This is a genomic window from Vibrio sp. 10N.286.51.E5 (genome assembly GCF_041469125.1).
Taxonomy (GTDB): domain Bacteria; phylum Pseudomonadota; class Gammaproteobacteria; order Enterobacterales; family Vibrionaceae; genus Vibrio; species Vibrio crassostreae_C.
In genome coordinates, this window is record NZ_JBFRJZ010000021.1 from 10,899 (window position 1) to 34,180 (window position 23,282).

20 protein-coding genes are annotated in these 23,282 nt (G+C 45.1%); 14 read left to right on the plus strand and 6 right to left on the minus strand.

The features are described from left to right. The first annotated feature begins 43 nt into the window (after nt 1-43). The 8 genes from AB4161_RS07315 to AB4161_RS07350 all read left to right on the plus strand — a co-directional run bounded on the left by AB4161_RS07315 (nt 44) and on the right by AB4161_RS07350 (nt 10,215). Nucleotides 44-1,519, plus strand: a complete 1,476-nt coding sequence (locus tag AB4161_RS07315; protein ID WP_372083096.1) for a GH32 C-terminal domain-containing protein — start codon at nt 44-46, stop codon at nt 1,517-1,519. Beyond that, complete coding sequence (locus AB4161_RS07320; protein ID WP_017060366.1) at nt 1,519-3,450, plus strand: alpha-amylase family protein; 1,932 nt, start codon at nt 1,519-1,521, stop codon at nt 3,448-3,450. The genes AB4161_RS07315 and AB4161_RS07320 overlap by 1 nt, the downstream gene beginning before the upstream one ends. A 296-nt stretch (nt 3,451-3,746) precedes the next feature. Continuing rightward, a complete protein-coding gene (locus AB4161_RS07325) occupies nt 3,747-3,941 on the plus strand; it encodes a hypothetical protein (protein WP_048617545.1) in 195 nt (64 codons plus the stop codon). Between the two features lie 377 nt (nt 3,942-4,318). Further along, the gene (locus AB4161_RS07330) at nt 4,319-5,047 is read left to right on the plus strand and encodes a GntR family transcriptional regulator (protein WP_017060368.1); all 729 of its coding nucleotides are present in this window, start codon (nt 4,319-4,321) and stop codon (nt 5,045-5,047) included. Nucleotides 5,048-5,210: 163 nt separating this feature from the next. Continuing rightward, nucleotides 5,211-6,575: a PTS transporter subunit EIIC gene (locus AB4161_RS07335; RefSeq protein WP_372083097.1), complete on the plus strand. Its 1,365-nt coding sequence runs from the start codon at nt 5,211-5,213 to the stop codon at nt 6,573-6,575. A 45-nt stretch (nt 6,576-6,620) separates the two neighbouring features. Next, a complete protein-coding gene (locus tag AB4161_RS07340) occupies nt 6,621-8,057 on the plus strand; it encodes a sucrose-6-phosphate hydrolase (RefSeq protein ID WP_372083098.1) in 1,437 nt (478 codons plus the stop codon). A gap of 79 nt (nt 8,058-8,136) precedes the next feature. After that, nucleotides 8,137-9,255 carry a carbohydrate porin gene (locus tag AB4161_RS07345; RefSeq protein ID WP_372083099.1) on the plus strand — a complete coding sequence of 373 codons (1,119 nt, stop codon included), beginning with the start codon at nt 8,137-8,139 and terminating at the stop codon, nt 9,253-9,255. Between the two features lie 30 nt (nt 9,256-9,285). Further along, complete coding sequence (locus AB4161_RS07350) at nt 9,286-10,215, plus strand: aminoimidazole riboside kinase (protein ID WP_372083100.1); 930 nt, start codon at nt 9,286-9,288, stop codon at nt 10,213-10,215. Between the two features lie 502 nt (nt 10,216-10,717). On the opposite strand, the gene rplY is transcribed toward AB4161_RS07350, so the two are convergent. Further along, entirely contained in the window at nt 10,718-10,996 is a 279-nt protein-coding gene (gene rplY, locus AB4161_RS07355; protein ID WP_017060373.1) for a 50S ribosomal protein L25, read from the minus strand. A gap of 367 nt (nt 10,997-11,363) precedes the next feature. Here rplY and AB4161_RS07360 point away from each other — a divergent pair, with 367 nt between their 5' ends. The 3 genes from AB4161_RS07360 (at nt 11,364) to AB4161_RS07370 (ending at nt 14,028) form a co-directional block, all read left to right on the plus strand. Beyond that, nucleotides 11,364-12,092 carry a glycosyltransferase gene (locus tag AB4161_RS07360; protein ID WP_017070601.1) on the plus strand — a complete coding sequence of 243 codons (729 nt, stop codon included), beginning with the start codon at nt 11,364-11,366 and terminating at the stop codon, nt 12,090-12,092. Between the two features lie 14 nt (nt 12,093-12,106). Continuing rightward, the gene (locus AB4161_RS07365) at nt 12,107-13,426 is read left to right on the plus strand and encodes an LssY C-terminal domain-containing protein (protein WP_372083101.1); all 1,320 of its coding nucleotides are present in this window, start codon (nt 12,107-12,109) and stop codon (nt 13,424-13,426) included. Between the two features lie 221 nt (nt 13,427-13,647). Further along, nucleotides 13,648-14,028 (plus strand): VOC family protein, encoded by a 381-nt coding sequence (locus AB4161_RS07370; RefSeq protein WP_372083102.1) that lies wholly within the window; start codon nt 13,648-13,650, stop codon nt 14,026-14,028. Nucleotides 14,029-14,122: 94 nt separating this feature from the next. Here the strand turns inward: AB4161_RS07370 and AB4161_RS07375 are convergent, their stop codons facing one another. From AB4161_RS07375 to AB4161_RS07390, 4 genes are all read right to left on the minus strand, one after another. Beyond that, on the minus strand, nt 14,123-15,469 hold the full coding sequence (locus AB4161_RS07375) for an ATP-binding protein (protein WP_017068035.1): 1,347 nt from the start codon (nt 15,467-15,469) through the stop codon (nt 14,123-14,125). Nucleotides 15,470-15,573: 104 nt separating this feature from the next. Next, nucleotides 15,574-16,233 (minus strand): response regulator transcription factor, encoded by a 660-nt coding sequence (locus AB4161_RS07380; RefSeq protein WP_004734666.1) that lies wholly within the window; start codon nt 16,231-16,233, stop codon nt 15,574-15,576. An 81-nt stretch (nt 16,234-16,314) separates the two neighbouring features. Then, complete coding sequence (locus AB4161_RS07385) at nt 16,315-16,713, minus strand: PepSY domain-containing protein (RefSeq protein ID WP_004734667.1); 399 nt, start codon at nt 16,711-16,713, stop codon at nt 16,315-16,317. A 180-nt stretch (nt 16,714-16,893) separates the two neighbouring features. Continuing rightward, nucleotides 16,894-18,636 (minus strand): DEAD/DEAH box helicase, encoded by a 1,743-nt coding sequence (locus AB4161_RS07390; protein ID WP_372083103.1) that lies wholly within the window; start codon nt 18,634-18,636, stop codon nt 16,894-16,896. A gap of 97 nt (nt 18,637-18,733) precedes the next feature. Between AB4161_RS07390 and rsuA the strand changes: the two genes are divergently transcribed. The 3 genes from rsuA to AB4161_RS07405 all read left to right on the plus strand — a co-directional run bounded on the left by rsuA (nt 18,734) and on the right by AB4161_RS07405 (nt 21,506). Next, on the plus strand, nt 18,734-19,429 hold the full coding sequence (gene rsuA / locus AB4161_RS07395) for a 16S rRNA pseudouridine(516) synthase RsuA (protein ID WP_017060380.1): 696 nt from the start codon (nt 18,734-18,736) through the stop codon (nt 19,427-19,429). A 200-nt stretch (nt 19,430-19,629) separates the two neighbouring features. Next, nucleotides 19,630-20,847, plus strand: coding sequence for a Bcr/CflA family multidrug efflux MFS transporter (locus AB4161_RS07400; RefSeq protein ID WP_017060381.1), 1,218 nt, complete (start codon nt 19,630-19,632; stop codon nt 20,845-20,847). Further along, a complete protein-coding gene (locus tag AB4161_RS07405; protein ID WP_017060382.1) occupies nt 20,847-21,506 on the plus strand; it encodes a DUF2913 family protein in 660 nt (219 codons plus the stop codon). The genes AB4161_RS07400 and AB4161_RS07405 overlap by 1 nt, the downstream gene beginning before the upstream one ends. Nucleotides 21,507-21,729: 223 nt before the next feature. Here AB4161_RS07405 and AB4161_RS07410 read toward each other — a convergent pair whose 3' ends face one another. Beyond that, the gene (locus AB4161_RS07410) at nt 21,730-23,190 is read right to left on the minus strand and encodes a DUF2867 domain-containing protein (RefSeq protein ID WP_372083104.1); all 1,461 of its coding nucleotides are present in this window, start codon (nt 23,188-23,190) and stop codon (nt 21,730-21,732) included. Nucleotides 23,191-23,282: the final 92 nt, after the last annotated feature.

Sequence of the window (23,282 nt, forward strand, 5' to 3'; positions counted from 1 at the left end):
TATTCGAACCTAGACATATTTTTAACAACATCGGTATCGGCTTATGAGCGAACAATATCGCCCTTCACTCCATATGACTCCTGAATCTGGCTGGATGAATGACCCCAACGGATTGGTCTACTTCAACGGCCAGTATCACCAGTTTTACCAATATTACCCTCATGATACTGTCTGGGGACCAATGCACTGGGGACACAAAACCAGTACAGATCTGATTCACTGGCAAGAACATAGCCCAGCACTGCTTCCTGATGAGTCAGGAATGTGCTTCTCTGGTAGTGCAATTGTCGATTTGCATAATACCTCTGGGTTATTTGAGGATGGCCAGCCGGGTTTACTCGCTTTCTATACTTCGTTTATTCAGCCTAAGGTAACACTTGCCGATGGCTCGGAGGTTGAAGACCCTATTCAACAGCAGTCTCTAGGTTACAGCCAAGATGGCATGACGTGGAAGAAGTATGCTGACGGCGCGCCAATCATTCCTGCTCGTGGCAACCCTGACTTTCGCGACCCGAAAGTACTCTGGCATGAAGAAAGCCAAGCTTGGGTGATGGTGGTCTCTTGTGGTCAGCATATCGAGTTCTATCGTTCAACCAACCTACTAGACTGGCGTTTAGTAAGTGAGTTTGGTTACCAACATGGCGCGCACAGCAAAGGTCCTTGGGAATGCCCGGATCTGTTTGAGATGCAAATTGAAGGTAACGACGAAACTCGTTGGGTGCTAGTGGTTGGCATAGGTGAAGGCGCACATTGCGGAGGTGCGGGCACGCAGTACTTTATTGGTGATTTTGATGGTAAAACCTTCACCAACCACAATTACCCTGAGACTGTGCTGTGGCTAGATTTTGGTCGAGATTACTACGCGACACAATCGTTCTCTGATGTCCCAAAACAAGATGGTCGTCGCATCGTCAGTACATGGATGAGCAATCATCAATATTCATCAGAACTACCCACAAACGCTTTCCGTAGTTCAATGGCACTACCGCGAGAACTGTTTTTGTTCGAAAGTAAGGCAGGATTGCGAGTAGGCCAGCGTTTTGTAAAAGAGTTAAACACAGCGCTAAGCCTTGATGCGCAAGAGATCTTACCAAATGATGAGCAGGCAGTAAGTATCTACAGCCAACATAAAGCGATGAAGTTCACCGCGGATTGTTCGTTGGATTCAGAGCAAACATTGCACCTGAACGTGTACCAAGATACGCCAGCTTTCTTTGAATTTAAACGCTCGGAAAAGGGCATTGAAGTGCGTTCGGTGCGTCGCGGTCAGTTTGGCAAAGCGCACATTGATAAGCACTTCCCACACGATTACCGAATCGAGTTACCTGTTGATAGCAAATTCCAAGTGGAAGTGTTGATTGATAAAGGCTCGGTCGAGCTTCTGATAAATGGTGGCGAGTTCAGCTTCACTAATCTTGTTTATGCAAAAAATACCGATGCCAACGTAGCACTAAGTGTCGATAGCGGCAGCTTAAATCTAGCCAATGTCCAAGTAGCCAGCCTAATGGGAGAGAAATAATGTTAACCGAACAACAAGCTCACAAGGCTCTACATCAAGTACTTGAATCCGTTGATCTGCCTAAGCTAACTAAGAAAGATGAAAAGGTATTTTTAGAACGCCTTGAGCAATACTTCCCATCACTGACTATAAAGCTACATGCTCTCTATGGTGAACGTTATGACTTCTTCCTTCACTTACAAAAGCTGGTGGTTGTCCTCGCTAAGTCCTTTGCTGGTCGTAAGCGAAAGTGGAAGAACCTAGATGAAAAACGTCTAGTAAACCCTACGTGGTATCGCAGCGAAAAAATGCTTGGTATGGCTGTTTATGTAGACCTGTTTGCGGGCGATCTGAACAAGCTGCAACAAAAGATCCCATACCTAAAATCCCTAGGTATTAACTATCTTCACCTAATGCCATTATACAAAGCACCAGAAGGGGATAGTGATGGTGGATACGCTGTGTCGGACTATCGCAAGGTTGATCCTAAGCTAGGCACAGAGAAAGACTTAGCTCAATTGGCTGAGGCTTTGTCGAGTGAGGGTATTAGTCTAGTACTGGACTTTGTATTCAACCATACGTCATACGAACATCACTGGGCAGAGCAAGCGCGTAAGAGTAACCCAGAGTTTGAAGACTTCTACTACTTTTTTACCGAGCAGCAAGATGTCGACGATTACAACCAAACCTGTCGCGAGATTTTCCCAACGGTACGCCGTGGTAGCTTTACGTATCTTGATGATATCCAAAAGCACGTTTGGACAACATTTAACAGCTTCCAGTGGGATCTGAACTACTCAAACCCAGCAGTATTTAACGCAATTACTGATGAGATGCTATTCCTAGCGAATATTGGTTGTGAGGGTTTGCGCCTTGATGCGCTAGCGTTCATCTGGAAAGAGAAATGGACACAGTGTGAGAGTCTACCAAAAGCGCATGCCCTGATTCAGTGTTTCAATACCTGCCTGCAGATTGCTGCGCCAGCAGTGCTATTTAAATCGGAAGCGATTGTGCACCCTGACGAAGTAGCACAATATATCGACAAGGGTGAATGTCAGCTCTCTTACAACCCGCTAATGATGGCGTTGATGTGGGAAAGTCTAGCAACGCGTAAAACTGAGTTGCTCACGGCATCACTTAAGAAAAGCTTTGAGATCTCTGATGCTTGCTCATGGGTTAACTATATTCGTTGTCACGATGATATCGGTTGGACGTTTGATGATTCGGTTGCCGAACAGTTAGGCATCAATGGTTTCGAACACCGTCGATTCTTGAATCAGTTCTATACTGGTAAATTTGAAGGCTCATTCTCGCAGGGCGTGCCGTTCCAAGAAAACCCAACGACGGGCGATTGCCGTGTGTGTGGTTCATTGGCATCTCTAGCTGGCCTGGAAAAAGCGATTGAAGCCGACGACTCACAAGCAATTGAGTTTGCACTTAAACGTATTCGTTTACTAAATAGTATTAACTTGAGCATTGGTGGTATACCACTTATCTACCAAGGGGATGAGTTAGGAATTTTGAACGACCACTCTTACCTAGAAGACGAGTTCAAACGTGACGACACTCGTTGGGTAAACCGCCCAACAATAACTGCCGAGAGTATTAAGCTTGCTGAGCAAGCTGGCAGTTATCAGCACCGTATTAACCGAGACTTAAAACAAATGGTGGAATTGCGTAAGCAAAATCCAGTGTTTGGTGAAGCGAAAACGGAGATCCTTGAAACTTATCGACCACATTTGTTTGCTTATTACCGTGCTCATGAAAATGGTGAAAAACTGTTGGCTATTTGTAACTTCAGTGAAGTCACCCAACACCTTCCCGCTTCTATTTGTGATGTGTTAGGCGGACGCGATTGTCTTGATGTTTTATCTGACCAACGCTTTAGTGGTCCAACAATTGAAGTACCTGCATACGAGGTGTTGTGGTTAAGCAATATTACTAAGGCTTAGTTTGTTGTGATTTATTACGCTCATTTCGTTTGTAGGCTCTGCTTAGTTATCAACTAGATAGCCAGTTTACGTAATGGTACGGCGAAAACACCTTATAAGAAGCCCCACCAACTCGTGGGGTTTTTTACGTTAATTATCGAGCATAGCGTAAATAAATCTAATAAAAACTCATTTAGAGTAAATATAAATTATTGTAAATTAATGATATTTTCTTTGTCTGTGGCCATTTAATGTACTAAGGTTTTAATGTCGCCTGATATAAGGTCACCTTGAACTTGATTCTTTAGGAGAGCCAAATGAAATATCTCATCGCACTTGCTGTTGCCCTAACTTCTATGTCTGCTGCTGCCGGAGTTCCTAAAAATGCGGAGCCAATTATGGCGTGTTATTTTAATGGAAACCTAATCGGCACCATGACACCGACACAGTGTTTTTCAAAAGGGGGCGCGTTATATCATGTTCAGCGTTCTTCCTCGAGAATATCTTCATAAATTGAGTGTAGTGGAAGACATATCTGAATCCATTTGTACGTCAATTTTAGTTACAGTGTGGACTCTCGGATTAGCCTGTATTCGTCATTACATAATGTGGTGGCGCTGATCTCCTGCCAAGTACCTGCTCCCAGATCTAACAAATTGCGCTGTAACTGTTTGAAAGGTGGTTCACGTTATAATTTTTAGAAAGTGTTGCAAGCATCACCTTTAAAAGTCGTTTTTTATAAGCGGCTTTTTGCTTTCTGGTATTTACCAAAACCTCCTCAAATAATGCCCACTTCTTTGGTTAGAATTGTTTTCTCTCGAGCTGTAGGCTTGGTATTCCCTTATACCTTGAGTAAGATGACCCGAACCCCCTTAGTTTTTATGGAATTATGACTGAGTTATTTGAGCAAAAAAATTTGCAGCCTTTGTACATTCAAGTCGCGGGAGAGTTAAAGCGCGAGATTGATAAAGGCACTTATCCTGCGGGCAGTAAGCTACCGTCTGAAAATCAGCTTGTGGACCTGCTGAAAGTCAGCCGTGTAACGGTGCGTAAAGCATTGCAGCAACTCAATGATGGCGGTTACATCTTCTCAGAGAAAGGAAAGGGCAGCTTTGTTAAATCCAATAAACTGCGTCACGATTTTCTTTCCATGTCTGGTTTGGCTCAAGAAGCGGCGGGCGCAGGGTTAGAGGCAACGAATATTGTTGATGCCTTTGAGGTGTTGCCTGCGGATGAGCTTGTCGCTCAGAAACTCAATATTTCGCTTGGTGAGCCCGTTAACTTTGCTCGTCGTTTACGATTGGTGAACGAACAAGTCGTCTCATTTGAAGAGTTTTATATCCCTCGAGTGCTGTTGCCTAACCTCACAGAAGTAGATCTTAAGGGATCTAAGTTCGAATATTTGAGCCGTCACGGTATTGAGATGATCAAGACGCAACAAAAACTGTTGCCGGCTCTGCCCGACGCCACCGTTCAGCAGTTATTGGATGTTGGGGAGCTTGATCCTATCTTGATCAACCAATCACAAAACTACTATGAAGAGCAGAAGATATACGAATATTCAACGGTTTACTATAAATCTAGCTTGTATGAGTTTGAGATAACCGCACGAGTTTAGAGAATGTCGAATAGCCCACCTTTGTGGGCTATTTTTTTATCTATAGGTTTTGAATGTAAGCAATCTTATGCATTTCCAATAAATAACAAGTGTGACGAATAACAAAAAAACGACAGTGAAAAACACAACCTGTATTTCTTTGCACTCTTTGGAGACGAAAATTATGGCGCGAGATGCGAAAGTTGTAGCGAATAGAGTTATGGCCTTGCTGGGAGGTGAGGGCAATATCGCACAACTGAATCACTGTGCAACACGACTGCGTGTTGTGGCCAAGGACGATGAACAAGTCGATGCTGAAGGACTCAGCGCAACAGAAGGTGTACACGGGTACTTCTTCCAAAATGGTCAGCACCAAGTGATCTTGGGTACCGGATTTGTGGGTAAGGTTTTTGCCATTATGAAAGGCAATGAAGCCATTGAAGAAGCCCCACAAACTGAAGAGAAAAAAGACAAAGTCAGCACGTTCCAAACAGTAACACGTACTTTCTCTGACATCTTTGTTGCCATCATCCCAGCGTTGGTTGCAACTGGCTTACTTATGGGCTTGCGTGGGCTGTTGGTTAACGGCTTCGGTATTGAACTGTCGCCACAGTTAAATACGTTGTCTCAAGTTTTAACCGATACTGCCTTCATCTTTATTCCAGTATTGGTGACATGGTCTGCCATGCGCGTGTTTGGTGGTAACCCAGTGCTCGGTATTGTATTGGGCTTGATGCTGGTGGCACCGCAACTCGCCAATAAATGGGATGTCGCCTTTGGTAACGCCGAAGCGATGATGATTCCATTCATGGGTTTCGAAATTGCGGTGACTGGTTTACAAAGCTCGATTCTTCCTGCGGTGTTTATGGGGTGGTTTGCTGCCTTAGTTGAGCGCACATCACGCAAACACATCCCTGAAGTTCTGGATTTGATTCTGACACCATTTATTACGTTGTTGGTCTCTTTGATTGCTGGCTTGGTGTTCGTTGGTCCAATCCTACTCGGCATTGAAAAACTCATTACCGAAGCCGTTCTCTACTTCTTACAAATCCCATACGGCATTGGTGGCTTGATTTACGGAGGCGCAATTCAATTCATGGCGGTAACAGGTATGCACCACACCATCGTGCCTATCACTATCGCAATGGTGACAGATACAGGCTTTGACTACATCAACCCATTGGGTACTGCTGCAATTGCAGGCCAGTTTGGTGCGGCAATGGCGGTTATGTCGATGCAGACAGACAAAGTAAAGCGTACTGGTATGTTTGGTGCAGCGTTGCCAGCTCTGTTTGGTATCACTGAACCAGCGATGTTTGCGATTACTCTGCCTCGCGTAAAACCTTTCTTGTATGGCTGTATTGGCGGTGCATTAGGTGGCTGTTTGGGCGCGATTGCGGGTATTGGCTCTGCGGGTACGGGCGCAACTATGTTACCGGGTGTTCTGCTTTATCTTGGCGGCGGTCTAGGAATGTATGTGCTTGTTATGTTGGTGGGTGCGGCTTCGGCTTTCGCATTAACAAAGCTGCTTTACAAAGAGCCTAAATAATTTTTCACCACCTATTTGAGTGAATATCTTTTTCTTGGAGTTGTTATGGATTTTTCTAATCGTCAAAACCGCTTTGTCCGAATTCACGAGGTGAGCGAGGAGTATTTGGCGGATATTGAACACAAAACACAAACAGACCCGTTTTACCCGAGCTACCATATTGCACCAAAGCACGGCCTGTTGAATGACCCGAATGGTTTGAGTTACTTCAATGGCGAGCACCATATTTTTTACCAGTGGTTCCCGCTTGGTCCAGTGCACGGTTTGAAGCACTGGTACCACGTATCGACCAAAGATTTCGTGAACTTTACTGACCGCGGTATCGCGTTGTACCCAGACCAAGATTACGACCATCATGGTTGTTATACCGGTGTTGGTGTACCACACGATGACCAGTTGTACATTTTCTACACGGCGAACTTGAAAAAGGAGAATGATCAACGTCATCCGACTCAAGTTCTCGCGATTATGGACAAGCAAGGTAACGTGGAAAAGAAAGGCGTAGTCGTGGATTTCGATCCAAATGCCTACACTGCAGAGATTCGTGACCCAGTGCTGGTTTGTCGTGACAACGATTATCACATGTTGATTGGCGCTCAAGATCACAACGAAAAGGGCACGCTGGCTTATTATCACGGCAACGATATTGATGATTACCACCATATGGGTGACATCGATGTGGGTCTCGAAGACTTTGGCTATATGTGGGAGTGTCCTAATTACTATGAAACCGATGAAAACGGGGTTTATATCTTCTCACCTCAAGGCGTGAGCTCAGATAATAAGTATGATCTTAAGAACGTCTTCTCAGTGGTTTACATGGTCGGTGAACGTATTGATTTTGAATCAAAAGTCTTCAACAACCAAGGCTACCATGAGCTTGACAAAGGCTTCGATTTCTACGCGCCACAAACTTATCTGGATGACCAACAACGTCGCATCCTTATTGGCTGGCTGGGCAACTCAAAAAGTGACTACCCAACCGATAAGAATGGCTGGGCACACATGTTGACTCTGCCACGTGAGTTGACGATTGATGGTAGCTACCTAATTCAGACACCACTGAAAGAGCTTGAAGCGCTGCGTCAAAACTTAGTGGATGTTGAAGGCTCTACACCGGTGGAATTAACGTCACGTTCGTTTGAGTTAGAACTGAATGTGGATGAGTCTTTCACTCTGACTCTGGCTAACCAGAAAGGTGAGCAGATGGTGTTCCAAGGTGATCGCGATGAGCTGATTCTGGACCGCTCTCACGTTTCACATCTGCACGCGGAAGCATACGGCACGGTTCGTTATGCACAGCGCCTAGAGCAAGCACAAACTATTCGCATCTTTGTCGATAACTCAGCGATGGAAATTTTTGCTGACAACGGCAAGACAGTGTTCACCTCTCGCATCTTCATCGATGAGCTGTCTCTGGTCGCGCTCAATAATGCGACTGGCGCACTGCATTACATGTCTGCGATACAGGCTGCTCGCTAGCCACCAATAAATTATTCCAAAACAAAAAATAAGGCCCTCGTCGGGGAGGGCCTCTTATTGCCAAAATATAGGGTTTAGCATGAAAAATACACTAAAAATGTCGCTCGCTGCGGCTTCAGTAATGGCTGCAATGACAGCGAACGCTGGAATCAGCATTGTTGATACGGAAGAAGGTAACTTCTCTGTTGGCGGTAACGTGGAGTTGAACTTCAACTACCAAGACCGTGAATCACACGATAATAATGACAGCGAATTTAACCAAGACGGCCGCGTTCTAATTGAATTTGTTGGCGAAAAGTACACGAGCAACGGTCACTATGTGGGGGTTAAAGCACAACCTTTGTTTGAGAGCACAGGCAATATTGCACTGGATGATGCGTACTTTGAGTTTGGAGAAAAAAACGGCTGGGCAATTAAAGCAGGTCGTTTTGAAGCTTACGATATGTTCCCTGTTGGTCTTGATGTATTCCTAGAGTACTCAGGTGATACAGCTAACGACCTGTATTCAGACGGATCAGCCTATACGTACCAAGCAAAAGAAGTGCGTGGTCGCGGTTCAGACGGTCAAATCATGTATAGCCAAACCTTTGGTAACTTATATGTTGAAGTAGGTGCGATGCTAGGTGACCGCTCTAATTTGTTCGATGGCGGTCTTAACGGCAAATACCACGGTAAAGAGATCGAATCGAGCAAAGATTCATTTTTCGTTCGTCCAGTTGTCGCTTATCAAATGGGTGATTTTACGGTAGCCGCTTCGGTGGAAACCAACTTAGTTTCAGACGCGATTGTAGCTGATGGTGTAGATATCTCAGATCGTACAGGTTATGCACTAACCGGTAACTGGAGCAGCGGCGATTGGAGTGTCAATGCGAACGTTGCTTACCTAGATGCTGTAGACGAAAATAACCTAACAGCCGGTGTTAATGCACTTTGGAACAACTTTGGCTTAGGTTATATTCACGCTACAAATGAGTATGAAAACAAAAAGTTTTCTTCTTGGGCTGAAGGAAACGTAAATGTGTCAACATGGTATGCATCTTACGCATTCCGTGATGTACTTGAAGTACAAGACTTTTCAATTCTTCTAGGTACATACTACACGATGGTTGATAACAAACTAGACCAACAATCGGATGCATCCGCCTTTGCTGAAGAAGACGATTTCGGTGCTCGTGTACGTCTGTTCTACGAATTCTAATTTAAACGTCGTTACTAGAGGCAAAGTGATATGAACAAGGTTTGGGTAACTGGGGATGCTGTTGTGGATTTGATTCCAGATGGCGAGGCTCGTTATTTAAAATGCCCTGGTGGCGCACCAGCAAACGTTGCTGTGGCCATCTCTCGATTGGGTGGTGATACAGCTTTCTTTGGTCGAGTTGGGCAAGATCCGCTAGGGCGCTTTATGAAGCAAACCCTAACGGATGAGAAGGTGAATACCGATGACATGCTTCTGGATGAAGCTCAGCGAACATCTACAGTGATTGTCGACTTAGATGATGATGGTGAACGCAGCTTTACCTTTATGGTTAAGCCAAGCGCCGACCAATTTTTCAGCGTCGAAGACATCCCAACATTTGCATCTGGGCAATGGATGCACAGCTGTTCTATCGCTTTGGCTAACGAGCCATCACGCAGCGCAACGCTTGAAGCGATGAAGCGAATGAAATCAGCAGGCGGCTTCATCAGCTTTGACCCTAATCTAAGAGATGAGGTATGGTCAGACCCATCTCAGATCCAAGAAGTGGTGATGAATGCGGTCAATCTGGCAGACGTAGTGAAGTTTTCTGAAGAAGAACTGACGTTCCTGACAGACACTGATACCCTCGATACGGCTTTAGATGCATTAAATGCGGCGCCTAACAAGCTGATCATCGTGACGCTAGGCGCTCGTGGTGCGTTGGCGGTTTACAATGGTGAACGTCGAGTGATTGAGGGCACTAAAGTTGAACAAGTTATTGATACAACAGGTGCTGGTGATGCATTCGTTGGAGGCTTGCTAGCCAAGCTGTCTCAGAATACGGACTGGTGTTCTTGGAGTCAGGTTGAAGCTGCGGTGCACTGGGGTAACGGCTGTGGCGCACTTGCGACGACGCAAAAAGGTGCTATGACGGCACTGCCAAGTTTGGCTCAACTTACGAAGTTAGTTAGAGAGTTGTGATTATTGTCTTTTCACTTTCTGAAAAAAGTCGCTCAACAAGAGCGACTTTTTGTTATCTAAAGAGTGGGCAATATGCCGCAACATAACTGAAGGTGCTTGTTCTTTACTTGCTCATTATTAATGACTTTCCATACCTGTAGTTATTCATAAATTGCTAATGTTCGATTTTCTGAGGCTGATGTTTGTCCAGAAACGACTTAGACAGTTTTTCCTATAGTTAAATTTGGTTAGAAATATGCCTAGCATTTTAAACAAGAAAAACTACTGTATAAGTCCACCTTTCGTCCACCCAAGCAAAGCTGAGATAAAGTGGGGAAGGGGAAAGTTGATTATTTTCAGTGTATTGAGCGAGATTTACGACGTTTTTGAGGGCTCAAAAACGGTGAAACCCCGATGTTGGTAGCATCGGGGTTTCGAATTTCTAGATTTCTCGACTGGTAAGATCGATTATCTTTTCTATGCAGAAGGCTGGATTAATCCAATCTTATTCCTTGGTAGGGAATTAGATGCGGATGAAGTCCATGTGCTCAACTTTTGGCTTGAACGCGTGACGTTGAACGTCTTGTGGCTTAACCTTAACTTCTGCGCCGTCAATCAGTAGAGTGATTGCTTCGTAGAATTCAGGCTTGTCCATTTGGTTGATCACGTCAGCGTGAACAAGTTCGATAGCTACAGCTTCAGCTTCGCCACCGTAGATTACAGCTGGGAATTTACCAGCGTGACGTAGGCGGCGGCTCGCACCTTTACCTAGTTCAGTACGTACTACTGCTTCAAATTTCATAGTTTTACTCTCAAATTAGTAAAAATTAACTTCACACCTCAATGCGACCTTGAGTGTGTGGTAATGCTTAAACATAAAAGTTCATGCTTAAGCGAGCGCGGATACTAACATCACATTCCAATATGAGCAAGTCAGAAGCCCATCTCAAAGTGAATTTCCTTCGATAAGTGGTTCGTTTGGAGATAAAACGTTCGCTAACGCTTGTTTAGCGCATTTTACTCCCTTTTACATCGCAATCCTTATCTATTTATATCACTGCTAAATCATCAAGTTAATGAACGGAAAATGAATGTTTGCCTAAGACTTGGTTAAGTCTTAGTTCGTTAATCTTAGTGTTAATTAAACAGCAGAATGAATAGGTGAAAATATGAAACCGGTAAGCATTGTCGTAATTACGCTAAACGAAGAGAAACGCATTAGCCGCTTAATGGAAGAGTTGAGCGTGCAAACCCACCAAGAGTTTGAAGTGATTGTTGTCGACTCGAACAGTGAAGATAACACCAGAGAAGTGGCGCAAGCTTATGAAAACGCGTTGCCAAAATTAACGGTGCATCACATGGAAAACCGTGGTGTGAGCCTTGGCCGAAACACGGGTGCTTCATTGGCGCAATACAACCGAATCCTTTTCTTAGATGCTGACGTGAGCTTGCCTCGAAACTTCCTTGCGAAAGCGCTTTATGAACTAGAAGAGAAGAAGCTTGAAGTGGCGGGTGTGTACATGAGCTCGAAAGGTTTGCCGCTTGTACACAAGTTTGGTTACGGGCTATTTAACGCAGGCTTGTTTACTACTCAGTTCTTTTTCCCGACGGCGATTGGCGCATGTATTTTCTCGACTAAACGGGCGCATGATGAGATCGGCGGTTTTGATGAAGAGATCGTCCTGTGTGAAGATTGTGACTACGTAAAACGTGCGAGCAAAACATGGCGATTTAGATTCCTAAATATGACTTTTGGTTTTGACCCACGTCGCTTAGACCAAGATGGCGTTGTGAAGACAGGCTCTACTTATCTTAAAGCCAATGTAAGACGCTTCTTTAAAGGAGAAATGCGTAATAACGAGATGAACTACAAGTTTGGTCACTACAAAGAACAGTAAGCGTTGAGGTTGTTATGTTTGATGGACTAGGGTTGTTTCTGGGAGCATTGGGTGATGCTCTCATTGGCCCAAACCTATTTGTACCGGGAGAGCCGTTCTTTATCGCAGCGGGCTTTCAACTGTATTCAGGTGCATGGATGGCGTTGGTTTTGGTGATGCTAGGTGGTTTGCTTGGTGATCAACTCAGTTATTTCATTGGTTATAAATACGGTGTTAAGGTGCAACGAAGGCTCATTAAGTTTCGCCCTAAAACCAAAAGATTAATTGCGCGCTGCCGCTATCTGGTTGCTCGAAAAGGCACATACATCATTCTTTTTGCTCGTTTATTAGGGCCTATCGCTTGGGTTGTGCCATTTATAGCTGGCTCGCATCGTGTACCGTGGCGTAATTTTAGTGTGTTGGCGTTTATCGGATTGGCCCTTGGTGGAGGGCAGTTCATTGCTTGGGGCATGTTACTGGCGCACGGCGTTGAAAACTTCCCGTGGCTTAATAGCCTTAAGATATTTATCTCGGAGCATAATAGCTTGATCGTTGGTGTGTTCGCGGTATTAGTCTTCACCATTATCGGTTACCGAATGAAGTGGCGATGCTTAGTACTTAAGTCTAGTGCGCTGTTGTTGGCGTGGGTATTGTTTGCGAACTACGCTCACTTTTTCTGGAAAGCGGATGATTTTCAGAATCAACAAGAGACGGCTCAAATAAACAAAGTAGACTGGAACTCGGTTACCTATAAAGCGTTCCCCGGTAAATCTTCGTTCTACTCGGCGCAAGCGATCAACGTCATTTATGTTGGAGTAACCCCAAGAGACTTAATGAAACAATTAGGCTGGATAGAGAATCAAACCTTCTCTCGAAATGAAATTGAATGGGCTGGTTATCTCGCATTGCTTAGAGAAAAAACGCCGCCAGTGTCTGATTTATATTGGCGAGACAAGCCGCAAGATATGGCTTTTCAATTGCCGGGTAACCTGATGAAGCGCAGCCATATTCGCTGGTGGCGCGCAGGTGTTGATATTAAAACTAACCAACCTCAGTGGTTAGGTGCAATTAGCTATGATGATGGCCTTAAGGTCACCCCTTACTCTGGCATTGTGACCGTCCTTCATAACATTGACCCTAATGTTGATGAAGAGCGAGATCGGCTCGCTAATCAGATACGGACGTTACTACCAGACATCGAGTTAGATAAGTACCCATTGGCAACGGTGGAAGTGATCAATGAAGATCATGACTATTACACTGATGGTCGGGTATTAATGATTGGAGCAACGACCCTGAGTGATAATTCACAAACTTTAGATGTCGCGGTGAACGATATCCAGAGTGATATATAAGGTCGAATCAACGAAACCTTTCTTCGTAGTGCTCTGGTTTTTCTTAGATATCAACAAACTCAAGCCTTGTTTGAACTCTCAATCAAACAAGGCTTTGCACTATCTGCTTGCCATGTTTATCCAAACATCACCTTCTCTCACGTAATGCCTCGGCTATAACTTGTTCTACTTTGACTATGCTCATTAAGGGCGAGTAAGCGGCGAAAGCTAAGGACAACGTTATGCAAATGAATCCGATTGGTTGGTTTGAAATTTATGTTGATGATATGTCGAGAGCAAAAGCTTTCTACGAGTCAGTATTTAAAGTGACGCTGGAAAAGTTGAACAATGAAACGGGAATCGATGTTGAGATGTGGGTATTCCCTTGCGAAATGGAGAGTTACGGTGCCACAGGTGCTTTATGTAAGATGTCCGATGTAAAAGCGGGAGGCAACAGCACCATGGTTTACTTCTCTTGTGAAGACTGTGCGACAGAAGCAAGTTTGGCTGAGGCCAATGGCGGCAGGTTACAAGTGCCAAAAATGGACATTGGTGAGCATGGTTTTATTAGTGTAGTTAGCGATACAGAAGGCAATATGATTGGGCTACATTCGATGGGCTAATTATGTTGAAGTGAGCAGTGTTTCGTTGAACCGAGATAAAACTAAGCCCTAACATTACGCTAGGGCTTATTGGTTTCACTTTTACTTAGCTTGTTCAGCCTTTACTTACTTTAAGCACCAGAGAAGCTTTTAAGCCGCCCATTGAGCTCTTGCTGAGCGTTAGGCTGCCTCGGTAACTGTGTGCCATTTCATTTACGATATTAAGCCCTAAGCCTGTTCCTGGTGTGGTTTCATCAAGTCGGACGCCACGTTTGGTCACTTGCTCAAGCTTCTCTTCAGGAATGCCTTGGCCATCATCTTCAATCACCAACTCTATGTTGCCATCGTCGAGTTCATTTGCATGGACGCGAATAATGCTGCCCGCCCACTTGTAACTGTTCTCGAGTAGGTTGCCGACCATTTCATCAAGGTCGGTTTTTTCTACTGCCACTTCAATCTCAGAGTCTAGCTCGTTAATCATGGTGACTTCATTGGCAGCGTAGACTTTATCAAACGCCATTGAGATAGCTTCGACACGCTCACAAGGTGAAGACTTCACCGAAAGAATGTTCATTGCACCTGCCATACGAGCGCGGCCAAGGTGATAATCAATTTGGCTTTGAATCTGATGAATGGGCTGTTGCAGCAGTGCCTTGTCATCCTCTGGAAGTCGCTCTATCTCATTTTTTAGAACTGAAAGCGGTGTTTTCAACGCATGAGATAAGTTACCCGCGTGGTTACGAGCTCGTTCTAATAACTCTTGATAGTGAAAGAGCAGGGCATTGAGGTCAGAGACTAATGGAGAAACCTCTTTCGGGTAGTTATCGCTTAACCCTTGTTGCTCGCCGTTTCTTAGCATTACCAGTTCGCGTTGCATCTTGCTGAGCGGTAATAACGACCAACTGACTTGAATACCGATCAACATCAGCACGCCAACAAACAGCAACATTAGGATCAACCAGACTTGACCAGTAAGCTCTGTCAGTGTGGATTCTAATGGATCTTCATCAATACCAATGGTGATCGTGACAGGGTCGCTCAGTTCAGGCAGGTAGATATCTTGCTCGATGTAAATCAGCTTTTCTTTCTCTGGCCCTTTGACTGATGTGTGAATCGGTGAACGCTTGATGGTGAGGTCTTTATCCCATAGCGAGCGAGATCGAATGATCTGCTCTTGGGTAGCGGCGCGCCAATAAATACCACTGTAGGGCTGGTTGAACCTAGGATCAGACAGACGCTCTGCCATGATCAGGTTACCACTGTCATTGGTTTCGATATTGGCGGTTAACTCATCCATGGTTAAGCCAAGCTGCTGCTTCATGTCATCGACGAGGTAGTCGTTAACCAGTTTCGGAATCCCGACACCAGCCGCTAATATCATCGCACCTAGCCAAAAAGCCGCAGCAAGGAGCAAGCGGCTTTTTAAACTGATGTTTTTAAGTGTTCGTTTCTTTAGATTCATGCATTTCCAACCTGCCTTTGCTCATCGTAACTTATCGTATTGCGATGATCAGAACAGGCTGTCCACTTAATTAATGGTTGCTCTTGGCGTGATTGACGACTGAGCTATTCAGCATTCAGTTGGTAGCCAAGGCCACGAACGGTTTTGATGATCTTTGGTGCGATTTTCTTACGAATACGACCGATGAACACTTCAACCGTGTTTGAGTCTCGGTCGAAGTCTTGCTTGTAGATATGCTCAACCAACTCAGTGCGCGAGATAACCTTGTTTTGGTTATGCATGAAGTACGCGACAACTTTATATTCCAGCGCCGTGAGGCTAACTGCTTGACCTTGCCACAACACTTTAGAACTGCGTGTGTCTAGGCTTAGATCACCGATTTGAAGTATCGGAGCAGCACTGCCTGATGCTCGGCGCAGTTGAGCTCGGATACGGGCAATCAGCTCGACCATCTCAAATGGCTTAGTTAGGTAGTCATCAGCACCGGCGTTCAAGCCCTCAACACGTTGAGTTAGCGTGTCACGAGCACTTAAGATAATCACTGGCGTGTTGATGTTTTCGTCTCGAATGCCTTTTAATACCGTTAGGCCGTCAAGCTTAGGTAGACCTAAATCGAGAACAATAGCATCCCACTCTTCTGATGTTGCACGGTAGAGTGCGTCGATACCGTCTTGAGAAAGTTCTGGAACCCAGTCGGCTCCCTCAAGGGTTTCTAGAATTTGTTGGCCCAAGCGAGGTTCGTCTTCAACGACTAAAATTTTCATAATTGTTCTTCTTAATTCTTGTAATGACTGTTCGTTGTGCTTAATTGCTCGTCGTGATTAATGTAAAGTTGCGGCTCTGAATTATTCGCCGTGTTTAATTGCGTCTTTAAAGTTTCGGCCTTTAATCATGAGCATCTCTAACGTCTCGGCGTTGTATTCGACTTTGATGATGTTGTTTTGGTAATTGATTTTTAGTTCATACACCCAAATGTCGTCATCTTCTTCTAGCTCTACTTTAATGATTCTGCCATGAAGATCGTTTTCAACGGCCGCATACATTTCTGAGAAAGGGCGAATATAGCCTTCGCGTACAGCTTCGTAGACTTCGTCTTGATCTTCTTCAAATTCGATACGGGTTCCCGCTTTATGGACATCTTGTACAAGATCATGACCGTTATGATCTGAGTCAGCCCACGCACTAGCGGCGACACATAAGCCTAAGCTTAAAGAAAACATAGAAATCATAACTTTACTAAACATAGCGAATCCTAGAGAAGGTTGATAGCGTTCAGTATAAAAAAGTAATTCTGAACAGAAAGTGAACCTGATTAATAATGAGAATTTGATACCGAAAAACTTAACGCTTAAATGGCGCAGGCTTTAATACATAAGATTAATTGCCGAGTGTTAAGAACGTAAGACTTACTTTTATTCTTAACCTTAACGCTGCTGTAGTTCGTCTTCGAATATCTTGTCTCTCATTTTCCAAAAGCGTCCGACTTTACGGGCAATCACGAATTGAGGTGGGCGGAATCTATGTTGGTGAGCAACCACTTTCGTCGGTGAGGCTTCTTCGAAAGGGCGATGTCTGTCTGCAAGGTGAGGGCGAACAAACTGGTCTTTGAAGTTCTGCTTCTGCTTTTTGCTGGTTAATGACCAAAACTCATGCACTTGCGCTTGGTTTTCTCCGCGATAGGTGACCTTAAGTTGTGATTTACCTTTCTCGTCTTTAAGCACGTTGAGGTCCATTTCCAAGCATTCAAATACCAAGGCATCTTTTAGGTTCAGTGCTTCTTTTAGCTTTTTATCTGGGTCGACCAAGGTGGCATCACACTCATGACAAATGCGCGCGGCAATGTCGTTGTCAGCGCCGCATTCACCGCAGTATTTGGCTCGGAAGCGATAATTACAGTGTTCGCGTTCGCCCGTGTCTTCATCGGTAAAGTAGCCTTGGCATTTACGGCCAAAATGCTCGAGCAAGAAGCCATTGCTGTCTAGCTTGCCCCAGAAGTTATTGTTGAAGCCGCATGCTGGGCAGGGGATGGTGATGATTTCACTGTCTGAGTCGGGTTTAGGATCGCCCACTTCAGGTTGGTAAAGATCGTAACTGTTGCCAGCATAGTCGAGCACCAAACACTCTTTTTTACCCGGAGATAGGCGTAAGCCTCGGCCAACGATTTGTTGATACAAACTGATGGACTCTGTCGGGCGCAAAATCGCGATTAAATCGACATGAGGGGCATCAAAACCTGTGGTTAATACCGATACGTTAACCAAGAACTTGATTTTACGTTCTTTGAAGTCACTGATGATTTGGTCACGTTCGAGAGTTGGTGTGTCGCCGATTACGATTGACGATTCACCTTCGGGCAGTAAGCCAAGGATCTCTTGTGCGTGTCTAACAGTGGCAGCAAATACCATGATCCCTAACTTGTCTTTGGCCAGTTCAATGATCTGGTCGACAATTTGTGGGGTTGCACGTTTAGATTGCTCGATCACCATATCGAGTTCGGCTTCTTTGTAGCGGCCTGTACTTGCAGGTTTTAGCTGTGAGAAGTCATAGCTCAATACTGGCGCATCGATCATGCGTGCTGGTGTTAGAAAGCCTTCGTCCAACAAGTAGCGAATCGGCAACTCGAAAATACAATCTCTGAAAAACCTAGGCTCTTCAGATCGTACTTGTCCACGCGTGTGATACTGATAAAGCCAACCCATACCAAGACGATAGGGGGTCGCGGTCAGTCCAAGCACCTTGATGCCCGAATTATTCTCGCGCAAGTGGGTGATCACTTTTTGGTAGCTACTGGTCTTTTCATCTGGCACACGGTGGCATTCGTCGATAACCAACAGTGAAAATTGGTTAGAGAATGAATCGAGGTTGCGAACCACAGATTGAACCGAAGCAAACACCACTTGTTGGTCTGTCTCTTTTCGCCCTAAACCCGCAGAGAAAATTGAGCCTTTTAGCCCATAACCTTCATACTTTTCATGGTTTTGCTCGACCAACTCTTTAACGTGAGCGAGTACCAGAACTCGACCTTTCGCAAGCCTTGCTAGCTCTGCAATCACAAGGCTTTTTCCTGCACCTGTCGGAAGCACGAGCACTGCCGGAGTTTGGTGTTTTCTGAAGTAATGAATCACTGATTTTACAGAATCAGCTTGGTACGGGCGGAGTGTATACATATCGCGTCTTGTAAGAAGGAAAACAAATAGTGTGAAATAGCTCAACTAATTGAGCAAAGGTGACTATAATACCCGACTTAGATTAGTTGAGGTATTCATGCGTTTAGATAAATTTCTGTGCGATGCATTAGGCGTCACTCGAAGAGAAGCAACACACTTATTAAAATCCAAGGCAGTGACAGTAAATGATGTCATTCAAAAAAGCGGTTCACTCAAGGTAACTGAAGAGTGCGTTGTCGAATGGCAAGGCAATGAACTGAATGTTCACGGCCCACGTTACATCATGCTTTATAAGCCAGAAGGCTTTGTTTGTTCGCATGAAGATGGCGCAAATCGTATCGCGTTTGAATTACTTGATGAAATCAAAATGGACAAGCTGCACTTTGCTGGTCGTCTAGATATTGATACAACAGGTCTTGTGTTGATTACAGACGATGGTAAGTGGTCTCACCGTATCACTTCGCCAAAGCACAAGTGCGAGAAGACGTACCGTGTGTGGTTGGTTGAACCTGTTGAAGACGATTACGTTGAAAAATTCAAAGAGGGCATCCAGCTTAAGAGCGAAGATGGCCTAACACTTCCTGCACACCTAGAAGTTCGTGCAGAGCGTGAAGTGCTGCTAACGATTCACGAAGGCAAATACCACCAAGTTAAACGTATGTTTGCTGCTCTTGGTAACAAGGTAGAAGCACTACACCGTGAACGTATTGGCGAAATTGAGATGGACGAATCTTTAGAGTTAGGTGAATACCGTTACCTAACGCAAGAAGAAGTCGATTCAATCTGGAAGTAGTCCTTAGCTAGAAGTTGCTCTTAACAAGAAATTGTTCTTAACAAGAGACCACTTTTGCTGGAAATAGCCCTTTCGTTGTAAAGCCGACCATGGATAGCGTCGGCTGATGATGTTGACTGGTACTAGGAAAGTCTCAGCCAATCTTTGACTCGCGTACTCACGCTAGTCCCTAGCTCTATCAGTTGAACATTCGGAGAACCATGCAAACATCGACCTCACAGAGCCAAAGCTCCCAACTAGAAACACCTCAATTAGGCTTAGTGCTGTTTTTGATTCTAGGTGCGATTGGTGCACTTACTCCGCTAGCCATTGATATGTATCTGCCAGCGATGCCGACCATTGCTAAAGATCTTGGTGTGACGGCGGGTGAGGTACAAATCACGCTAACAGCCTATACCGCAGGTTTCGCGCTGGGGCAGTTGCTGCATGGCCCGTTGGCGGATAGCTATGGTCGCAAGCCTGTACTGCTTATTGGTGTGTTCTTGTTTGCTATCGCTTCTATGGTGAGTGCGACAACTCATGGCATTGAAGCGCTGACTTACATCCGTACCGCTCAAGGTTTTGCTGGTGCTGCGGCGGCCGTTATCATCCAAGCGGTGGTAAGAGATATGTTCGATCGTGAAGATTTCGCAAGAACCATGTCTTTCGTTACTTTGGTGATGACAGTTGCGCCATTGGTTGCTCCGATGATTGGCGGTTACTTAGCGTTGTGGTTCGGTTGGCGTTCAATTTTCTGGGTTCTGGCTATTTTTGCGGTGATCGTGATTCTGGCGGTATCGATGAAGATCCCAGAAACGCTTCCTGCAGAAAACCGACAACCATTGCGCTTTAAAACAACGATTCGTAACTATGCTCGACTGTGTAAGAACCCAACGGCGATGGGCCTGATTTTCTCTGGTGCATTCTCATTTTCAGGGATGTTTGCGTTCTTAACGGCAGGTTCATTCGTTTACATCGATATCTATGGCGTTCGCCCTGATCTGTTTGGCTACCTGTTCGGCTTGAATATTGTTGCTATGATCTTGATGACGAGCATCAACGGTCGAATCGTTAAGAAAGTGGGCTCTCACGCTATGCTCAGAGTCGGTTTAACCATTCAACTGTTTGCGGGCTTAGGTCTGTTAGTCGGTTGGATGTTAGATATCGGTTTGTGGGGTATTGTGCCATTCGTGATGCTGTTTATCGGCACACTGTCTACCATTGGTAGTAACTCAATGGCACTGCTTTTAAGCGGATACCCGAATATGGCCGGCACAGCTTCTTCGCTTGCAGGCACATTAAGATTTGGTACTGGTTCTGTAGTGGGGGCAATTGTTGCTATGCTACCAAGTGACACTGCAGGGCCAATGGCTATGATGATGGCAGCATGTGCAATACTGTCAGCATTACTATATTGGACATTAGGAAAGAAGGCATAATGTCAAAATACTATATTGAAATTCAGAAGTTAGTGAACGATGCGCTGGGCGAGCTGTATGCTCTGCATAAGTCTGGTAAAGCGATCGACGCACCTATCGCGAACAACCTTTATCTTGTTCGTTGGGTAACAAAAGCGATTAAATCTCAAGCTTATGATCGCGTGATTGTGCCTGACTTAGTTCGCTGGCAGAAACAGGGTCGCTCAAAAGGCAACAACTCTGATTTAACTTTTACCTTTAAACGTATTTCTGCGTTTTACGGACGTTTTTTCCCTGAAGGCGAAGAGCCTAAAACGCTAAAAGACAGTGATGTTGAAGCGTTTATGGACAAAATGTACGAGATGGGTTGGAGCGTATCGAGTGAAGATGAGCTAACGACTGGCGGTAAGATTCAATTCTTCACCGATGGCGAGCACTCTTTTGCTTTGTGTGGCAAACAGTGTGACGACTCTTTCGACGGTGAGTTGATGGTAAAGCCGATGAACTGGTTTGTTCGTGGTAACCACGCCGAGTTCATCCAGGCGGCGATGGAAGCGGGTTTCATGCTTCACAAAGTCACGGACTATAAGTCTGCGGTGAAGTATCACGGTGAATACATCGTTTACCCTGCTAACCAAGGCAACCAACTGGCTGAGATCCCGATTAGCGTTATCGGCTAACGGATAGATACGAGATGCGAGATGAGTGATACGAAGAGCCACTTACTCGCATCTTTTTTATCTTTTCTCACTAGTCACGGGTATCCCGCAACTGCGTTTAGTCTTTTCGCATCCCGCCACTCGAATCCCGAATCTGCTTTTAGTCTTTTGGCATCCCGCCACTCGAATCACGAATCTGCTTTTAGTCTTTTGGCATCCCGCTACTCGAATCCCGTATCTGCTTTTAATCTTTTCGCATCTCGACACTCGAATCTCGCATCTGCTCTTGTGCCTGCTTCTCAATCGCCTTCACCATGCCTTTGAAAATAAACAGGTGAGCTGGCATCATCGCAAACCAATACAGCAATCCTAGAAAGCCTTTTGGATGCCACCAAGCCGAGATGTTTAGCTCGCGAGCATCACCGTGGTCAGAGACGGTAATCTCGAGTCGCCCTAAACCGGGGCCTTTCATACCGAAAAGCAGGGATAGAAACTGATTCTCTTCACAGCGAATAACCTTCCAAGAGTCAATCTTGTCACCGACTTTGAGGTTGGGTCCTTCTGGCATTTGTCGAACCGGTACGCCGCCACCGAAAATAACATCCAACCATTCGCGTGTGCGCCATAAAGCGTTAGCGAAGAAGTAACCTTGCTTCGGGCTTCCGATTTGTTGAGCCACGTGCCAGAGCGATTCCAGTGAAGCGCTTGAAGTGATACTTGCGCCTGTTTTCTTTGGATAATAACCGTATCCAGCTTGCCAGCGTTTGAAGGCGGTTTTATCAAAGCCCCACACATTGCTTTTGACAAAGTTTCCTTCAGCGTGAATGGCTTGTTCAACCATGCTCTCGAACGAGACAAGCTTCTGAGGGTACTTTTCTTGGATGGTGGTCGAGTTAGCAATAAAGTCATGCTTTAAACCCGCAAGCAAGGCTCTACCTATGTTGGAAGGGACAGAGGTCACCACGCCAAGCCAATAAGAAGCGATTTTAGGTGTGAGTAGCGATGTCGCCCACAGCCTGAGTGGACGATCGGCAGTTTTGGCAATATGCGCGAATTGATTTCGATAAGAGACGATATCTGGGCCACCCACCTCAAAGGTTTGGCTTTCGTTAGGCGTGTCTTGTGCAAGTTTCAGCAGGTAGTGATTCAGGTTCTGCAAGGCAATTGGGTTCGCTTTAGAGTCGACCCACTTTGGCGCAATCATGATTGGTAGGTTGTAAACGAAGTCTCGCATTATCTCGAAGGCAGCTGAACCCGGGCCGATAATGACGCCTGCACGAAGCTCAGTAACAGGAACTGAACCTTTACGAAGCAGCTCACCCGTTTTCTTTCTAGCTTGAAGGTGCTCAGAGTTGCCGGTTTGAGGTTGAAGTGAACTCAGATAGATAACATGCTGGTTTTTAGGACCAAGTGCAGAAACAAAGTTACGGGCTAAGTTCAGCTCATAATCGATAAAGTCGTGGCCTTCCGCCATGCCATGGACGAGAAAGAAGATAAGATCAAAGTCGGGGACTAAGGCTTGTGTCGCAGCTTGATCGGCCAGATCAAGATACTCAAGCGATAAGCTTTCGTGAGGCTCGGTCCGTGCCTTTAAATAGTCGATATGCCTTGCTGCTGCCGTGACTTGATAGCCTTGCTCAAGCAGGAGAGGGAGGAGTTGCGAACCAACATATCCAGAAGCGCCTAAAACCAGTACTTTCTTCATTGTTACTCCATTTATATCTGTGGTTAAAAACCGAACATTGATATAATAGCGCGATATTTATCTTTATTCATCAATACGTTCCGTTTAGGTAT

What these genes read in the sequence shown, in the direction of transcription:
- AB4161_RS07315 (WP_372083096.1), top strand. Translation starts at nt 44, where the DNA reads ATGAGCGAACAATATCGCCCTTCACTCCATATGACTCCTGAATCTGGC.
- AB4161_RS07345 (WP_372083099.1), top strand. Translation starts at nt 8,137, where the DNA reads ATGAAAAATACACTAAAAATGTCGCTCGCTGCGGCTTCAGTAATGGCT.
- AB4161_RS07325 (WP_048617545.1), top strand. Translation starts at nt 3,747, where the DNA reads ATGAAATATCTCATCGCACTTGCTGTTGCCCTAACTTCTATGTCTGCT.
- AB4161_RS07350 (WP_372083100.1), top strand. Translation starts at nt 9,286, where the DNA reads ATGAACAAGGTTTGGGTAACTGGGGATGCTGTTGTGGATTTGATTCCA.
- AB4161_RS07320 (WP_017060366.1), top strand. Translation starts at nt 1,519, where the DNA reads ATGTTAACCGAACAACAAGCTCACAAGGCTCTACATCAAGTACTTGAA.
- AB4161_RS07360 (WP_017070601.1), top strand. Translation starts at nt 11,364, where the DNA reads ATGAAACCGGTAAGCATTGTCGTAATTACGCTAAACGAAGAGAAACGC.
- AB4161_RS07380 (WP_004734666.1), bottom strand. Translation starts at nt 16,233, where the DNA reads ATGAAAATTTTAGTCGTTGAAGACGAACCTCGCTTGGGCCAACAAATT.
- AB4161_RS07330 (WP_017060368.1), top strand. Translation starts at nt 4,319, where the DNA reads ATGACTGAGTTATTTGAGCAAAAAAATTTGCAGCCTTTGTACATTCAA.
- AB4161_RS07370 (WP_372083102.1), top strand. Translation starts at nt 13,648, where the DNA reads ATGCAAATGAATCCGATTGGTTGGTTTGAAATTTATGTTGATGATATG.
- AB4161_RS07365 (WP_372083101.1), top strand. Translation starts at nt 12,107, where the DNA reads ATGTTTGATGGACTAGGGTTGTTTCTGGGAGCATTGGGTGATGCTCTC.
- AB4161_RS07340 (WP_372083098.1), top strand. Translation starts at nt 6,621, where the DNA reads ATGGATTTTTCTAATCGTCAAAACCGCTTTGTCCGAATTCACGAGGTG.
- rsuA (WP_017060380.1), top strand. Translation starts at nt 18,734, where the DNA reads ATGCGTTTAGATAAATTTCTGTGCGATGCATTAGGCGTCACTCGAAGA.
- AB4161_RS07410 (WP_372083104.1), bottom strand. Translation starts at nt 23,190, where the DNA reads ATGAAGAAAGTACTGGTTTTAGGCGCTTCTGGATATGTTGGTTCGCAA.
- AB4161_RS07405 (WP_017060382.1), top strand. Translation starts at nt 20,847, where the DNA reads ATGTCAAAATACTATATTGAAATTCAGAAGTTAGTGAACGATGCGCTG.
- AB4161_RS07375 (WP_017068035.1), bottom strand. Translation starts at nt 15,469, where the DNA reads ATGAATCTAAAGAAACGAACACTTAAAAACATCAGTTTAAAAAGCCGC.
- AB4161_RS07335 (WP_372083097.1), top strand. Translation starts at nt 5,211, where the DNA reads ATGGCGCGAGATGCGAAAGTTGTAGCGAATAGAGTTATGGCCTTGCTG.
- AB4161_RS07390 (WP_372083103.1), bottom strand. Translation starts at nt 18,636, where the DNA reads ATGTATACACTCCGCCCGTACCAAGCTGATTCTGTAAAATCAGTGATT.
- AB4161_RS07385 (WP_004734667.1), bottom strand. Translation starts at nt 16,713, where the DNA reads ATGTTTAGTAAAGTTATGATTTCTATGTTTTCTTTAAGCTTAGGCTTA.
- AB4161_RS07400 (WP_017060381.1), top strand. Translation starts at nt 19,630, where the DNA reads ATGCAAACATCGACCTCACAGAGCCAAAGCTCCCAACTAGAAACACCT.
- rplY (WP_017060373.1), bottom strand. Translation starts at nt 10,996, where the DNA reads ATGAAATTTGAAGCAGTAGTACGTACTGAACTAGGTAAAGGTGCGAGC.